This is a genomic window from Acidithiobacillus sp. TH-A67 (assembly GCF_057473545.1).
The window spans coordinates 1-15795 of sequence record NZ_JBYCKU010000062.1; the positions used below are offsets into that span (position 1 = coordinate 1).

16 protein-coding genes are annotated in these 15795 nt (G+C 59.1%); 15 read left to right on the forward strand and 1 reads right to left on the reverse strand.

The window, feature by feature from the left end; genetic code table 11:
- Nucleotides 1–63: 63 nt before the first annotated feature.
- Nucleotides 64–642: a Uma2 family endonuclease gene (locus AC2VNM_RS10075; RefSeq protein ID WP_483167227.1), complete on the reverse strand. Its 579-nt coding sequence runs from the start codon at nucleotides 640–642 to the stop codon at nucleotides 64–66.
- A gap of 177 nt (nucleotides 643–819) precedes the next feature.
- Between AC2VNM_RS10075 and AC2VNM_RS10080 the strand changes: the two genes are divergently transcribed.
- From AC2VNM_RS10080 to AC2VNM_RS10150, 15 genes are all read left to right on the forward strand, one after another.
- On the forward strand, nucleotides 820–2346 hold the full coding sequence (locus tag AC2VNM_RS10080; protein WP_483167043.1) for a flagellin N-terminal helical domain-containing protein: 1527 nt from the start codon (nucleotides 820–822) through the stop codon (nucleotides 2344–2346).
- 78 nt (nucleotides 2347–2424) lie between these two features.
- A complete protein-coding gene (locus tag AC2VNM_RS10085) occupies nucleotides 2425–2826 on the forward strand; it encodes a hypothetical protein (RefSeq protein WP_483167042.1) in 402 nt (133 codons plus the stop codon).
- 9 nt (nucleotides 2827–2835) lie between these two features.
- Nucleotides 2836–4776, forward strand: a complete 1941-nt coding sequence (gene fliD / locus AC2VNM_RS10090; RefSeq protein ID WP_483167041.1) for a flagellar filament capping protein FliD — start codon at nucleotides 2836–2838, stop codon at nucleotides 4774–4776.
- An 18-nt stretch (nucleotides 4777–4794) separates the two neighbouring features.
- Nucleotides 4795–5172: a flagellar export chaperone FliS gene (gene fliS, locus AC2VNM_RS10095; protein WP_483167040.1), complete on the forward strand. Its 378-nt coding sequence runs from the start codon at nucleotides 4795–4797 to the stop codon at nucleotides 5170–5172.
- A 120-nt stretch (nucleotides 5173–5292) separates the two neighbouring features.
- Complete coding sequence (locus tag AC2VNM_RS10100) at nucleotides 5293–5760, forward strand: PilZ domain-containing protein (protein ID WP_483167039.1); 468 nt, start codon at nucleotides 5293–5295, stop codon at nucleotides 5758–5760.
- Nucleotides 5760–6860 carry a sigma-54 interaction domain-containing protein gene (locus AC2VNM_RS10105; RefSeq protein WP_483167038.1) on the forward strand — a complete coding sequence of 367 codons (1101 nt, stop codon included), beginning with the start codon at nucleotides 5760–5762 and terminating at the stop codon, nucleotides 6858–6860. The genes AC2VNM_RS10100 and AC2VNM_RS10105 overlap by 1 nt, the downstream gene beginning before the upstream one ends.
- A complete protein-coding gene (locus AC2VNM_RS10110; RefSeq protein WP_483167037.1) occupies nucleotides 6835–8055 on the forward strand; it encodes a sensor histidine kinase in 1221 nt (406 codons plus the stop codon). The genes AC2VNM_RS10105 and AC2VNM_RS10110 overlap by 26 nt, the downstream gene beginning before the upstream one ends.
- Nucleotides 8052–9404: a sigma-54-dependent transcriptional regulator gene (locus tag AC2VNM_RS10115; RefSeq protein ID WP_483167036.1), complete on the forward strand. Its 1353-nt coding sequence runs from the start codon at nucleotides 8052–8054 to the stop codon at nucleotides 9402–9404. The genes AC2VNM_RS10110 and AC2VNM_RS10115 overlap by 4 nt, the downstream gene beginning before the upstream one ends.
- 54 nt (nucleotides 9405–9458) lie before the next feature.
- Nucleotides 9459–9782 carry a flagellar hook-basal body complex protein FliE gene (fliE, locus tag AC2VNM_RS10120; RefSeq protein ID WP_483167035.1) on the forward strand — a complete coding sequence of 108 codons (324 nt, stop codon included), beginning with the start codon at nucleotides 9459–9461 and terminating at the stop codon, nucleotides 9780–9782.
- A gap of 20 nt (nucleotides 9783–9802) precedes the next feature.
- Nucleotides 9803–11509: a flagellar basal-body MS-ring/collar protein FliF gene (gene fliF, locus AC2VNM_RS10125; RefSeq protein ID WP_483167034.1), complete on the forward strand. Its 1707-nt coding sequence runs from the start codon at nucleotides 9803–9805 to the stop codon at nucleotides 11507–11509.
- Nucleotides 11493–12497 carry a flagellar motor switch protein FliG gene (gene fliG / locus AC2VNM_RS10130; RefSeq protein WP_483167228.1) on the forward strand — a complete coding sequence of 335 codons (1005 nt, stop codon included), beginning with the start codon at nucleotides 11493–11495 and terminating at the stop codon, nucleotides 12495–12497. The genes fliF and fliG overlap by 17 nt, the downstream gene beginning before the upstream one ends.
- Nucleotides 12498–13250: a FliH/SctL family protein gene (locus AC2VNM_RS10135; protein WP_483165903.1), complete on the forward strand. Its 753-nt coding sequence runs from the start codon at nucleotides 12498–12500 to the stop codon at nucleotides 13248–13250. It abuts the gene before it with no gap.
- 2 nt (nucleotides 13251–13252) lie between these two features.
- The gene (gene fliI, locus AC2VNM_RS10140; RefSeq protein WP_483165902.1) at nucleotides 13253–14623 is read left to right on the forward strand and encodes a flagellar protein export ATPase FliI; all 1371 of its coding nucleotides are present in this window, start codon (nucleotides 13253–13255) and stop codon (nucleotides 14621–14623) included.
- Nucleotides 14620–15066, forward strand: coding sequence for a flagellar export protein FliJ (fliJ, locus tag AC2VNM_RS10145; protein ID WP_483165901.1), 447 nt, complete (start codon nucleotides 14620–14622; stop codon nucleotides 15064–15066). The genes fliI and fliJ overlap by 4 nt, the downstream gene beginning before the upstream one ends.
- A gap of 49 nt (nucleotides 15067–15115) precedes the next feature.
- Nucleotides 15116–15795 (forward strand): hypothetical protein (locus AC2VNM_RS10150; protein WP_486913246.1); only part of this gene is annotated, 680 nt, incomplete at its 3' end.

The window sequence follows — 15795 nt, forward strand, 5'->3', positions numbered from 1 at the left end:
GACGCTGGACCCGTCCAGCCCCAACCGCCAGCCGCCGACAAAAAAAGACTCAGATAACCGCAATTAGGGCAATAACGGCATGGTTTGGACGGTTACATAGAAGTTGTCGAGGGAGAGGGTAATCGATAGGCCGCCGCAGTGTAAGGAGACGACATCCTCGGGGTCCAGGATCTGCTCACGCCAGATCTCTCCGTCCCGGCTCAACAGGCGGGCATGGACTTTTTCGGAATCCACCAGCAGGTAATACCGCAGGCTGGGAATGTCCCGATAGGCCAGCCATTTTTCCCGTTCGTCGATGGCGGCGGTGGCGGTGGACAGGACTTCGGCGAGCAGACAGGGGGAGGTTTTGTACTGCGGATGATCATCTTCGGGATCACAGACCAGCATGGCATCGGGGTAGTAGTAAGCAGAACGGGTAGATACCCACAGCTTCATATCGGCCATGAAGGCGCGACAGGGCTGTCCGCGGGTAGCGGCGCGCAAATGAAAAGCGATATTGAGTGTGATGCGGTTATGCCGCTCGCTGGCGCCGGCCATGGCAAAGATCTCACCCGCCACGTATTCGCTTTTGTAGGGAGCCGCCGCCTCCGCGGCCAGATATTCCGCTTCTGGCAACCAGCGATGCTCCTCTTGCGCGCTCATGTTTTCCTCTCTTCCAGTCGGCTCGTTCAAGAAATCACTTTAACCGCCCCCGCCGCGCTGCTCAAGGTTGCCACCAACAGTATTCAAGTTTTTCTGCAGCGTGTCGTTAAGAGAATTGTGAGGCGGATCTCACATTGGCATGGATGCCAAATCTATCCCTAAGAAAGGAGTTTTCTCATGGCAATTTCCGGAATCATCAATACCAACACCTCGGCGTTGAATACCCTGAACGCCCTCAACAGCACCCAGGGTAGCTTGAATACCTATCTGCAGCAGTTGTCCACGGGTAAGAGCATCAATGGCCCGCAGGACAACCCCGCTGGCTATGCTATTGCCCAGCGTTTTCAGACCCAGATCAACGGGTTGAATCAGGCAGTCTCCAATGGTAACCAGGGTGTCTCTCTGATCCAGACGGCTACTGGTGCCATCCAGAACCAGACCAGCCTCTTGCAGCAGGTTCGGACCACGGCGGTGCAGGCGGCCAACGCCTCCAACACCACCTCCGACCGGCAGGCCCTGCAGGGCGTCGTGAGCCAGTTGCTGGCGCAGGTGCAGACCATCGCCACCCAGACCCAGTTCAACGGCCAGAACATCCTGGACGGCACCTTTGCCGGTGCGGCCTTCCAGGTGGGGGCCAATAGTAACCAGATCATCAATGTGGCGGTGGGTAACACCCAGACCTCGGCGATGGGGAATTACTCGGCTACGACCGCTGGTAGCACCTACACCAGCAGTGGATCCTATGTGCAGGGGGGGTATGCCCCAGGGGGCGCCTTCACTTACAGCGCTGGTGGCGGAAATTTTACTAGTGGCGCCTTTGATATTGCCGGCTCCGCTGGCAGCGCTGCCGTGAATGTGACTTCCTCTGCGGAGTCTGCGGCAAACATCGCAGCTTCCGTCAACGCGGTCACGGCGCAAACAGGGGTCAGCGCCCAAGCCTACAATAGTGTCTCTTTTGCTGTAACGGGTGGGACCTTCAGCTTTACCCTCAGCAATGGCACGAGTGGCAATCCGACGAATACGGTGAATATCTCTGCCGATGTTACCAACGGCAGTAATGGAACGCCGGATTTGAGTGCGCTGGTAACTGCAATCAATAACCAGGCTGCCGTTACTGGCACCTCGGCTTCGACACAAGTGGTTAACGGGCAGACAAGGTTGGTACTGACCAATGCCAATGGCAATAACATCCTGGTCTCCGGTTTTGCGGGTACGGGATCTTTGGATGCCCTGGGTTCTGGCGGAGCTACGGTTGGTACACTTTCGTCTGGCTCAGGTTCTAATGTGGCGCTCTTCCAGGGTGCGGTGCAATTCCAGTCCTCGAGTTCCTACTCGTTGAGTGGTGGCGGTAATATCGGTTTCAGCTCTGGGGCTGCTTCTTTGACCGGTTCCGCCGTTTCCTCCATCAACGTGTCTACGGCAGCCGGTGCGCAGCAGGCCATTAGCATCATCGATCAGGCCATCAATTACCTGAACCAGCAGAATGGTGCTTTGGGTGCCACTCAGAACCGGGTGCAGGCATCGGTCAGCAATGACCAGACGACGGCGACCAACCTGCAGTCGGCGCAGTCTACGGTACAGGATGCGAACATTGCCCAGGCAACGTCGCAGTTGACCAAGTACCAGATCCTGCAGCAGGCCGGTATCTCGACCCTGGCGCAGGAAAACTCCTTGCAGCAGAGCTACCTCAAGCTCTTGCCGTAAGGTTTGGCAGTCTCACCTCCCGGGGACGCCTGGGAGGTTTTACTGGCTGCTAACGCAGTTGGCAATGAGGTGTAAGCCATGGACAGTCCAACCCTAAACGCCCAGATCGGTAGTACACAAATGAGTAGTATTGCCAAAGATAGCGGAGTGATCCCGGCTCCCAATGTTGGAGTGGTTCCTTCTTCTGCGGCAAATGCTGCTGCCTCTCCGCGGCAGGGCCAGCCCTCTCCTCAGGGGTCGGTAGATCAGCTACAGCAGTCGATACAAAAATTGCAGGACAAAGTGGCGAAGTCGCAGCCATCATTTTCATTGGAAGCAGGACTGGATCCGAATGGTAATCATCCCAATCAGGTCCTGATCAAATTATCGGACACCGTAACCAAACAAGTATTTTTTTCGTATTACGTTCCCGCCGATCAGGTGACAAAGGCGGCAGATTCTGAAAACCCCGTGGGTTTGCTATTGCAGAGCAAGGCGTAGGAGAAGGCAATGTCGACATCCCTTTCTGGTCTGGTGAGTGGCATCGATGTACAGAGTCTGATCACCAATCTCAGCGCGGCGTATCAGGCACCGATTACCCTGCTGCAGAATCAGGAACAGACTCAGCAGACCACCTTGAGCGCGTGGGGTACCCTGCAGAGCAGCCTCTCCAGTCTGCAGTCGGCCCTGGGGGCGTTGCAGAACATCGGCAGTACCAATAATCGCAGTGCCACCGTCGCGAATACCTCTTTGGCGTCAGCTACTGCCAGCGCCAACGCGCAGCAGGGAAGCTACAACCTCAGTAATATCGTTCTCGCCCAGGCGCAGAGCGTGTACTCCAATAATTTCGCGAGTACCAGTAGCGGGGTGGGTACCGGTACCCTGCAAATTCAGGTGGGCAACGGTGCGGTCCAAAGTATTGCCATCAACAGCAATAACGATACCTTGGATGGCATTGCGCAGGCGATCAACAGCGCCAACGCGGGCGTCAATGCCGGCGTGATTTATGACGGTACCGGTTATCGGTTGACACTGACGGGGGCCAATACGGGAGCGAACCAGTCTTTTACCGTATCCGTAAGTGGGGCGACAGGATCCCTCGCGAGCCTGAGCTACAGTAGCGGCACATCTGGCGGAATGACCCTGAGTCAGGCGGCGCAAAATGCTGGTGTCAGCATCAATGGTCTGCCAGTGACCAGCAGTAGTAATACCATTTCCGGTGCAATCCCCGGGGTAAGTCTCAATCTGCTACAGGCCAGCAGTGGTAGCACGACCCTGCAGGTGAGTGCCAGTAACACCGGCTTCGTAACCACGGTGCAGAGCTTCGTGAGTGCCTTCAATAAGACCATGGGCACCATCAATCAACTCACGGCCTACAATGCCCAGGCTGGTTCTGGGGGACCCCTGTTGGGGAATGCTGCGGTCAATGGTCTGCGCACCCAACTCCTCAATCTGATCAGCAATCCGGCAGTCGGCCTGAGTTCTGGTGCCAGTTACAATTCTCTGGGTTCGGTGGGCCTCGGTTTGAGCAGCAGTGGCACCATCAATCTCAATACCGGCACCTTGCAGACGGCGCTGACTGCGGATTACCAGGATGTAGTGGGACTCTTTGGTCAGACCGGACAGACCAGCAACAGCAGCGTGCAGTATGTAGGCGCCAGTGGTTCTACGGTGGCGGGCACCTACGCAATCAACGTCTCCCAGGCTGCCAGTCAGGCGCAGATTCTCTCCAGCTCCGCGTTTCCCAGCGGCGGCCTGGCGCAAAGTGAGAGCCTGACGTTTGGCTCCGGCTCACAGTCTGTCGTGGTTTCCCTGAGTTCTGGCAGTAGCCTCAGTGCCGTGGTCAATACCATCAATGCGACCCTGCAGCAAAGCGGTATGACGGGAATCACGGCCAGCAATGACAACGGTACTCTGGAGCTGCAGTCAGCCGGCTATGGGTCGGGGCAGAGTTTTACGGTGGTCTCCAACGTGGCATCCGGGGGTACCGGGATTGGTACCAGTACGTTGGCGGCCTCGGGTACGAATGTGGCAGGGACCATCAACGGGCAGGCGGCGAGTGGCAGTGGACAGAACCTGACGGTGACCGGGCCGGGCAATGCCCTGGGCCTGCAAATTCGGGTCTTGGGGAGTAATACCGGTAATTTGGGTACGGTCTCTTTGAGCCAAGGGCTCTATCAGCAGATGAACAGTTTGCTGAGCCAGGCATTGAGCTCGCAGAACGGTTTCATTACTGCGGCGCAAAACGGCATCAACTCGACCATCAGCGGTCTGAACGCCCAGATTGCGACCCTGCAGCAATCGGCAAGCAATCAAACTGCGCTACTCACCCAGCAGTTTGCTGCCATGCAGTCGCAACTATCTACGCTGCAGTCCACCAGTCAGTATCTCAATGCCTTCTACAACAGCGGTTCTTCCAGTTCTTCCAGCAGTAGCAGTTCTTCTTCCTGAACATCGAGGGGTTAGGGTATGGCAGCGGTAATAAACGCAGTACAGGCCTACCGGCAAGTAGGTCAGCAGGGGATCTCCTCCGACCGTCTGGTCCTGATGGGGTTGGAAGGGATTCTCGAATATCTGCGGCGCGCCGATCTGGCGATTCGGGAAAAGCGAATCGCAGAAAAAGCGGAGGCTATGGACAAGGCGTACCAGTTGACGGCACATCTGCTGGCTAGTGTCGATCACGAACGAGGTGGGGAAATTGCCACTAATCTGGAAAGCCTGTATCGATACGTCCTGGAAAAACTGGCCCTGGCGAACATCTTTGACGACCTCGACGCCTTGGCCAGTTGCCGTCCCGTACTCGAAGATCTGCGTGACGGCTGGCGAGGTTTGCTCGAACGCAGCTGAGGCTCTATCCTCTCTCGAAAATGGAGAGAGAACGTGGATGGACCTGGGGTAGCTATAACCGCCAAATTGCCAGTTACGATTCGTTCGTGGTCGGGCCAAGAAGAAGAATTTGCAGAGTTCATGGGCGATAATCGTGTCTTGTTGCGGGCCCTTCTGATTTGGGAGGAAGAATGTAGCAACGCCGAAGAAGACGATCGCTCGGCCCTGACGCACCTGCAAATCAAGACCGACCTGTTACTCACCCTGCTCAGCGCTGGAATCCGCGCGCAGGAACCGCTACCGGCCCAGTATCCCTGTGAACTACGCGGCGATTCGCTGCAAATCGCCATGGACGATGACTGGAAACCGTTCGATTCCCCGGCGCAAGTGGAAATTTTTTTACATCCACGCCTGGCCATGCCCCTACGCCTGCCTGGCGCGGGCTTCGAAAAAATGGTCACGGATTCTGTGCCGCCGCTTTGGCGTTTCCCGTTTCGCCTGAGTCCTAGCGTGCAAGAAATGCTGGATCGACTAATCTTTCGACATCATCGGCGGGAAGTTGCAAGATTGCGGGAAAGCAGAATGGATCGCAAAACGAGAAAGGAATAATGGAAAGCCTTGTCGAAACCACTGTGCCGCAGAATCCCGCAGATCGCCGTGCTTTGTCGCGCGAAAGCTGTGGTCTGGTCGGGCGTAGCGAGGCCTTGTGCTATGTGACTAGACTCCTGGGGAAGGTTGCCGCAACGGACAGCACCGTGTTGGTCCTGGGCGAGTCGGGAACGGGCAAGGAGGTGGTTGCCCGATGCTTGCACCAGCACTCCGCTCGCGCCGCTGGCCCCTTTGTGGCGATCAACTGTGGTGCGATTCCCCCCGAGTTGATGGAAAGTGAGCTCTTCGGCCACGAAAAGGGGGCGTTTACCGGTGCCCTGCTGACCCGTAAGGGGCGTTTTGAACTGGCGGAGGGCGGCACGCTCTTTCTCGATGAAGTTGCGGAAATGACCCCGCCAATGCAGGTGAAATTGCTGCGCGTGCTGCAAGAGCATCAATATGAGCGGGTGGGTGGCAGCAAGCCGCGGGATGCCGATGTGCGCATCATTGCTGCGACGCACCGCGATCTGGAGGCACGCATTCGCGACGGCCTGTTTCGGGAGGATCTCTATTACCGCCTGAATGTTTTTCCCGTGGAATTGCCACCCCTGCGCCAGCGTGGCGACGATCTTTTTCTGCTGCTCGAGCATTTTTTGGCACAGCGGCAGGAAGATGGTTTTGCGCCTTTTTCTGTGTCTGCCGAGGTGAAGCAGGTTTTGCTCGAGTATTGTTGGCCCGGTAATGTGCGCGAGCTGCGCAATCTGGTGGAACGACTCAGCATCCTTCACGCTGGGGAAGAGGTACAGCTCTCGGATTTGCCTGGGTCCATTTGGCAAAATGGGAAGAATGCTGACGCGGAAAGCGTCGCTTTGCGGATGGTTTGGGCGGAGGAGCCAGAAGAGTCTCTAGCGGTCGCGGAACTTGCCAAGGAAGCGCATCGTCTGCCGGATGAGCCTTTTGATCTCAAGAATTATCTGGAAGAGATCGAACGGAACCTGATCCAGCAGGCCCTGGATCTCTGTGATCAGGTGGTGGCGCGGGCGGCCGAACGGTTGGGGTTGCGGCGTACGACTTTGGTGGAGAAGCTGCGTAAATATGCCATACAGCCCGGCAGGGAGTGACGCCTTGGTGCCGGGCAATCCAGATCCGCAAGACGCTGCCCGCCTGCTCGAGGCCTTTGAACTCTTCAACAACGCTTCGCGTGAGTTGAGCGATGCTTATGGCACTTTGCAGGCGGAGGTACATCGGCTCAACAGCGAGCTGGCCGCCGCCAATCAGCGTCTGCGTGAAGAGCTACAAGCCAAAGAGACCTTGGGGCAGCGTCTGGCGATGCTGCTGGAAATGCTGCCTGGGGCGGTATTACTGCTCGATCCTCACGGGCAGATTCTGCAGATGAATCCAGCCGCAGAACGATTGCTGGAGACTCGGGAGCTCGGCTGGATCTGGCCGGAATTGCCCGGGTTGGCAATTCAGGAGGGGGGCGCGGAGTGTCTGTTGGCGATTGGGTCTGAACGCCGGCGCCTAGCCATTGCCGTCACACCGCTACCCGGCGAAGGTGGGAAAATTCTGCTCTTGCAGGATGTGACCGCAGCCCGTGCCCGCGAAGCCGCCAGTCAGCGACGCGAGCGTCTGGCAGCCTTGGGGGAGACTATGGCGGGCCTTGCGCACCAACTGCGTACGCCGCTGGCGACGGCGCTGCTCGCGGTCGGCCAGTTGCGGCCGGAGCGGGATGCCGAACATTTTGCGCGCCAGCAGCAACGGGCGTTGGATCGATTGCGGCATCTACAGGGGGTCATCGACGCCATGCTGCAGTTTTTGCGTGGCAGCTTGCCGGCTGAGGACAGTAGCGTGCGCATGGTAGATCTCGGCGCAGGGTTGGAGCGGGTATTCGCGCCTTTGTATCGTCAAAAAAATGTCGATCTCGACTTGCGGCTTGGAGAGGATGACTGGATTTTGACAGGCAGCGTGGACGTCTGGGTCAGCGTCATCGGCAATCTCCTGCAGAATGCCCTGCATTTTGCGCCCACTTCGACTACCGTACATGCCCTGGGTATGCGCAGCGGCAATTTTTGGATGCTGCGGGTAATGGACTCTGGCCCAGGGGTAGCCGAGGCGGAACGCGAGCGGATCTTTCAACCCTTTATGAGTGGCCGCCGAGAAGGAACCGGACTGGGTCTCAGTATTGCGCGTAATTTCGTCACGGGTATGGGGGGGGATATCCATGTCGAGGACAATCGGCCCGGTGCCTGCTTCGTACTGCGTGTGCCTTTCGCTGCGCTCCCCGATCCGTTGGCCAGTCGTTCGGGGTCCAAATGAACACAAAACACATGGCATTCCGCATTCTATTGGTCGAGGATGACCCGGATTTTGCTGAGGTACTACAAGAGGCCTTGAGCGATCTCGGCTATCTCCTTTGTCATGCCAGCGATGGCGAGGCGGCTCTGGCGCAGTTGGCAAATTTCCCCGCCGATCTCATTCTCAGTGATGTGCAGATGCCGCGGCTGGATGGCTATGGTCTCCTAGCGGCCCTGCGCGAGCGCCGCCAAGCTCCGCCCGTGCTGATGATGACCGCCTGGGGAACGATCGAAGAGGCGGTGCGCGCTCTGCAGGGCGGGGCGGTGGACTATCTGGTAAAGCCCTTCGAGATGGAAAGCCTGCAGGCAAAGCTGGAAAAGCATCTCCTGCCCCGCGCCAGCGACGATAAGCAGTTGATTGCCGAGGCACCCAGCATGCGGCGCTGCTTAGAGCGCGCAGAGAAAGTCGCGCAGAGTGACGCAACCGTTTTGCTTAGTGGTGAGAGCGGCGTGGGGAAAGAGGTGCTGGCGCGCTATCTCCATCAGCACAGTGCCCGTGCCAAAGGTCCCTTCGTTGCCGTGAATTGTGCCGCAATCCCTGAGACCTTGCTGGAGGCGACACTCTTTGGCCACGAGAAAGGTGCCTTCACCGGGGCCACGCAGGCGAGTGCGGGAAAATTCGAGCAGGCGCAGAATGGCACTCTGTTGCTCGACGAGGTGACGGAAATGCCCCTTGCCCTGCAGGCCAAGCTGCTGCGCGTATTGCAGGAGCGGGAGCTGGAACGGGTCGGTGGGCAGCGCACGATTTCTCTGGATATCCGTGTCATTGCGACCAGCAATCGTGATCTCGGGGAGGCAGTCAAAGGCGGACAGTTCCGTGCCGACCTCTATTATCGATTGCAGGTAGTTCCATTACAGATCCCGGCCCTGCGCGAGCGCCGCGAGGACATCCTCCCGCTCGCCCGGTATCTCCTGGGTCAGGCGGCAGTGACTCTCGGTCTGCGCCCGCGGGCGCTGTCGCCGGCTGCGGAACAGGCGCTGCTTGCGCACGACTGGCCGGGCAATGTGCGCGAGCTGCAAAATGCCCTGCAACGCGCCTTGATCCTAGCAGAGGATGACGAAATTCAGACGCGGGACCTGGATCTGCCGGGTGAAATGGCAGAAAGCGGGGTGGCCATCAAGGAGCAGTCATCTGTTGTAGAATTGGCATTGGGGGAGCAAAAGGGGCACTATGAGCGGGAGTTGATTGCCGATGCCCTCGCAAAAAGCGGCGGTTCGCGTGGCGAAGCGGCGCGTCTGTTGGGAATCAGTGCGCGTACCCTGCGCCACAAACTGCAGCGCTTGCGGGAGGCGGGTTTCGACCTTGGATAGTTTGGCCTGGATATTGCTAGCTTTTGGGAAAGCATTCCCAGGAAGGATATGGTCATGAGCAGTGTAGATTCGCTGGATGGTTTGCTGAGCCAACTGCGTGCCCTGAGCGAGCAGGCGCAGGGCCTGAAAAACAACACTACGAACAGTGGTGGGGTGGGAGAATTTGCCGATACGCTCAAACAGATGGTGAATGGCGTAAATGCCCAACAGGAATCCGCCAACACCTTGCAAAACCAGTTTGCCACTGGCGATCCGCAGGTAAGCCTGAGTCAGGTGATGGTTGCCTCGCAGAAGGCCGATCTCTCCTTTCAGACCATGCTCCAGGTACGCAACAAGCTCGTTTCTGCCTACCAGGACATCATGAATATTTCTGCCTGAGCGCGCAGGGTTGATGCTCCATGGCCGAACAAGCCCTGAATCCGTCTGCCGCGCGTTTTGATCCGCGCCAGTGGCAACAACGCTGGCAGGAGATGCCAGCCAATCGTCGTTTTGCCTTTCTGGTGGTGCTTGCCGCTGTTGTCGCCGTGCTCCTCGTCGCGGCGCTGTGGCATGGCTCTGGCAGCTACCAGGTCCTATATGCCGGACTTTCCGATCGCGACGGCGGGCAGGTCATTGCGCAACTGCAGAAGCTGAATATTCCCTTTCGTATTACCGATGGGGGCACGGTCATTACCGTTCCCAGTAATGTGGTGTATAGCACACGGATGAAGCTGGCGGCGGAAGGATTGCCGCACGGTGATGCGGTGGGTTTCGAACTGCTTGATCACGAGCCCATGGGCACCAGTGACTTCGTCGAACATGTCAACTATCAGCGAGCCCTGGAAGGCTCGCTCGAACGCACCATCTCGTCGCTGGCCGAGGTTGACCATGCGCGAGTGCAACTGGCCATCCCCAAGCCATCGGTCTTTCTGGATCAGGAGCAGAAGCCGACCGCTTCGGTCATGTTGACGATGTACCCTGGACGGCAACTTTCTGCCGGTCAGGTGGCGGGGATCGTCCACCTCGTTGCGGCCAGTGTGCCGGGTCTCGAAGACAAAAATGTCACGGTAGTCGATCAACACGGCAACCTCTTGAGTAGCAACGCTAACCAGTCCTTGGGCCTGCAGCCGGCGCAGTTCGCCTACCAGCAGGCGGTCGACACGCAATATCAAAAGCGCATCGAGGCCATCATTTCTCCAATTGTCGGAAACAGCGGGGTACATGTTGCGGTATCGGCGGACATCGACTTCGCCAAAAGCGAGAGCAGCTCGGTCACCTACGGCAAGAACCAGGTGCTCAGCCAGCAGAGCCATAGCAGTAGCAGTAGCGGTGGTGAAGGGCCATACGGCGTGCCGGGGGCACTCTCCAATCAACCACCAGGGGTGGCGATAGCGCCCCTCACCGCGCCGGTGGTCTCTACACTCTCCCCAGCGGGACTGATCGCGCTGGCCCCCACCCTGAAGAGCCTGGCTCCCACCCAGAGCAGCAACGACACGACCACCAATTACGATGTCGATAAAACCATCGTCCACACCGTCAGTCCCGTTGGCAGCGTCAAGCGGGTTTCCGTCGCCGTATTGATTGATGAAAAGCCGCTGCTGGGCGGGGATGGAAAGCAGTTTTCCGCCCTCGCGCCGGCGCAGATCCAGCAGATCCAGCAGTTGGTGGAGGAAGCCATCGGCTACGATGCCAAGCGTGGTGACTCCGTAAAAGTCGTGCAGATGCCTTTTGCCGGCAGTCAGATGAACGCCGCTTTGCCGTGGTGGCAGCAATCCTGGTTCCTCAGCCTGGCCCACGGTGCCTTACGTTATCTGGCCATACTACTCCTCGCTTTCCTGCTCTTCCTGGGTCTCATCAAGCCGGTCTTGCGCCTACTGCGGGAGCGCCAGGAACGGGCGCAAGCTGCCGCGCTGGTGTCAGAGCGCGTAGAGCAGACGCCCGGACAGCAGGGAGCCACACCGGGAACCCAAACAGGACCTGTTTGGGCCGGGGTAGAAGGAGAGGTCGAACTTCCAGCAGATCCCCTGAAGGCAGATCTATACGTGGCGCGGCAACTGGTGATGCAGGATCCCGCCCGCGCCGCCCAGGTGGTCAAGGAATGGTTGAACGGTGAGCAGCGAAGCTGATCTGAATGGCATCGAGCGCAGCGCCATTCTTCTGCTCAGTCTGGGTGAGGATGAAGCTGCCGAAGTGATGCGCCACCTCGGTCCGCGCGAGGTGCAGAAGCTTGGTGCGATGATGGCAAAGATGGCGCAGGTCAGTACCGATCAGGCACGCACGGTACTCTCGGATTTTCGCGCCCGCCTGGAGCATCAGACATCATTGGGGGTCGGCAGCGATCAATACATTCGTGGCATGCTCACCAAGGCTTTGGGTGACAAGGCGGGTTCGATCATCGACCGCATCCTGCATGGTGGCGAGGCCAATGGTCTGGAAAATCTGAAGTGGATGGATGCTCGTTCGGTCGCCGATCTGATCAAGCTGGAGCACCCGCAGGTGCTCGCTATGATCCTTGCCTATATGGAGCCCGAGCAGGCGAGTGAGGTGATTCATTTCCTGCCCGAGCGCACGGTTGGCGAGGCGATGATGCGTCTTGCCAGCCTGGAGACCGTGCAGCCGGGGGCCATTCGCGAGCTCAATGAGATCCTGGAGGAGCAGATTTCCGGCGACTCCCAATCTCTGCAGGTCGCGACCCTGGGTGGACCCAAGGCGGCGGCCGAGATTCTCAACCGGCTGGAAACCAGTCGCTCCGGCAGCATTTTGGACCAGATTCGCGAATCGGAACCGGAATTGGCGGAAAAGGTACAGGAAAAGATGTTTGTCTTTGACGACCTTGCCAAGCTGGACGATCGCAGCTTGCAGGTCCTCTTGCGCGAAGTGCCATCTGATGGTCTCGTCGTTGCCCTGAAGGGGGCTCCGGGTCCCCTGCGCGAGAGCTTTTTTGCCAATATGTCCAAACGTGCCGCGGAAATGTTACGGGACGACCTGGAAGCCAAGGGGCCCGTGCGCCTGAGCGAGGTGGAAGCTGCGCAAAAGGCCATTTTGCAGGTGGCGCAGCGCCTCGATGCTGCGGGCCAGATCAACCTAAGTGGCGGTGGCGAGGAGATGCTGTAAATGGCCGCCTCCGACCCTGACGTCATCCAGCGTGAGACTATTGCGAATTTGCGTGCCTGGCGTATGCCGCAAATGTCCGGTATCGCCACCGCGACGAGCGCGCAGGAGGTAGAGGAAAACCCTCCGGCCGAGGAGGCAGGCGAGGAAGTCGAGCCGCAGGACTTGCGTCTGCCGACGGCAGAAGCACTGCAACAGCTGGTTGCACAGGCGGAAGAAGAGGGGCGACAACGTGGGCGTGAGGAGGGTTACGCCGCCGGGCGTGAGGAGGGCTTGCAAGCGGCTAGAAAAGATATCGAAACTTTTCGACAACTTGTAGAGCAACTGGCCGTGCCTGTTGAGCAACTCAGCGACGGCGTGGAACAGGCCTTACTTGCCTTGGCCCTGGAACTGGCAAGGCAGGTCATCCGCCAGGAGCTGCAGACGCATCCCGAGCAGATTCTGCCGCTGCTGCGGGAGGCGCTGGCCAGTGTGCCTATCGTCGGTGGGGCAGCGGTCTTGCGCTTGCATCCACAGGATTGTGCGCTCGTCGAAGAACAGCTCCCCGAGCTGGCCGATGCGGGTGTTACTCTGGTACCGGACGAAGCACTGGAGCGGGGTTCGCTGGTCGTACAGGCGGGCCTTGACGTGGATTCCCTGCGTCCCGACCGCCGCTGGCGGGAGCGTTCCGAGGCGTCTGCGACGGAGCTCGACCTGCGCCTCGCGACGCGTTGGCGGCAGGTGTTGGACACCCTGTTTGCCGGGATCGAGGCCTGAGGGTGGAAGCACTGACCCAAGAGCGCTGGGAGTCCCATCTTCTGCAGTTGCGCAAACGCCTACCTGAGACCTTACCACCCTTGTTGCCTGGTGGTCGCTTGCTGCGGATTGTCGGTCTGGTCCTGGAGGCCGAAGGGCTGAGCGTCGGCATTGGTACACGTTGTCAGGTGCGGGCAGCCAATGGCCGCGCGGTAGACGCGGAAGTGGTAGGTTTTCAGGATGGGCGTTTGCAGCTGATGGCTGCCGGTGATCTGCACGGCGTCGCTCCTGGCGCGCGCGTCCAGCCCCTGGCGGGGGAGGCGCAAGGGGTTGTCAGTCCGACCATGCTCGGGCGGGTCGTCGATGGCCAGGGTGTGCCGCTCGACGGCAAGGGGCCACTGGCCGATGCGGAGCCGGTCTCCCTCACCGGAAAAGCCATCAATCCGTTGAATCGGGCGCCGATCCGACGGCCCCTGGACGTAGGCGTGCGCGCGATCAACGCCCTTTTTACCGTTGGTCGTGGCGCGCGCATGGGGCTTTTTGCCGGGAGCGGGGTAGGCAAAAGTGTGCTGCTCGGAATGATGGCACGCAATACCGAGGCCGATATCATCGTCGTCGGTCTGATTGGTGAGCGCGGGCGCGAGGTGAAGGAGTTCATCGACGAGATTCTTGGGGAGGAAGGCCGGCGGCGAGCCGTAGTGGTCGCCGCTCCTGCAGACGCCCCGGCCCTGACGCGCATCCGGGGTGCGCATCTCAGCACTGCCATTGCCGAGTATTATCGTGAGCGTGGACAGCATGTGCTGCTCCTGATGGACTCGCTGACGCGCTATGCCATGGCCCAGCGCGAGATTGCGCTGGCGGTTGGTGAGCCGCCGGCGGTGCGCGGTTATCCGCCTTCGGTATTCGCCCGCTTGCCTGCCCTGGTAGAACGGGCAGGAAACGGTGATGTCGGGGGAGGGAGCATCACCGCCTTCTATACGGTGCTGATGGAGGGGGATGACCAGCAAGACCCCATCGCCGACAATGCCCGTGCAGTTCTCGATGGGCATATCGTCTTGTCCCGCGCATTGGCGGAACAGGGACACTATCCCGCGATCGATCTGGAAGCATCCATCAGCCGCGTCATGCCCAACATCAGCCCACCGCGTCAGGTTCAGGCGATGCAGCGTTTGAAGCGCCTCTATGGTCGCTATCGCGAGCAACGTGATCTCATTGCCGTCGGTGCCTATGCCCCGGGAATGGACCCGGTGCTGGATCAAGCCGTGCAGTTGTATCCGCAGATCGAAAAATTTCTCTGTCAGAATCAGTTCGAGTCGGTCTCCTTGGCGCAGGCTCAGCAGGAATTGACGTCGCTCCTCCACGAGGGTCCGCTGGCGATGGGGCCTGAGGCATGAGCCGCGAGCAAACCATCCGCTACCTGCAGGATATGGCCGGTATGCGTGAGCAGGACCTGCGCCGTTCCCTGCTCGCGCAACGCCAGATGCTCAACCAGTTGCGGGAAAAGTATGCCTTACTGCAGGGATATCTGGACCAGTACCGGCAAGAGTCTGCCGCACGGGAAAGCGCGGGGATTGCCGGAGGCGATATTCTGCGTTGGCGCGGCTTCCTGCAACAATTGAACATGGTGCTGCAGCAGCAGGGGCAATTGATCCGGGAGCAAGAGCAGCGCCTGCAGCATTTACAGCGGCAATGGCAGCAGGCCAAGGCCAGGGAACAGGGTTTTTCTCACCTTTTGCAACGTCTGGACCACGACCGGCAATTGGCAGAGTTAAAAAGGGCACAGAAGGAGATGGATGACTGGGCGTTGCGCGCAGTACAGATGCGTGTGGGGTTTTGATTGGATCGTTTTTTGCTTGAGATCTGGCATTGATAGCGGAGATTGGCGTATGAGTATGCTACCTGTAGGGGGGCTGGCAGCCCCAGAGCAGGCCGTGGCGGTCAGTGCCAAGGCGGAAACGAACTCGGGAGATAGCGCTTCTGGCTTTGCCCAGGTCTTGTCACAGCAGTCTGAGAAAGGTGCTGTTGCTGCTCAGGGTGAAGGTAAGGTGCAGGATGCGCCTGGAGTCGTACGGAGCTCTACCGAAGGCCAGTTGCTCAGGAAAGGGGAGGCCGGACCCATGCAGCAAGCAGGAACCTCCGCGCAGGCCGCTGCTTCCAGTCAGAAGACCAGGATAGAACCGCACGGGAAGGATCAGCGCGCGTTTGCCGGGTCCACGCGCGAGTTGGTTGAAGGGCCGGTTATGCACGGTCTGCCAGCGAACCCTTCCGGGTTGCAGCTTGTAGGCCGCAGCGCAGAGGGATCTTCGGCAACGAAGACTCCGGCTGTGAAAATGTCGCCGGTGAACCCTGCCTTGCTGCTGTCGGATGACGAAGCAAAAAAGGACGTGAAGAATGGCAAAGTTTTCAAGAATGCAGCCAACGGCGACACGCCTCTGCCGATTTTGCTCGTGCCGGCAAATCTCTCGATAGTGACTCCAGAGGGCGGAAAGGCCAACGCCGAGGTCAAGAGTACGCAGAGCGGTCGATTGCCCCATGACCTACTGAGCAACGGCATCCTGCGTTCCCA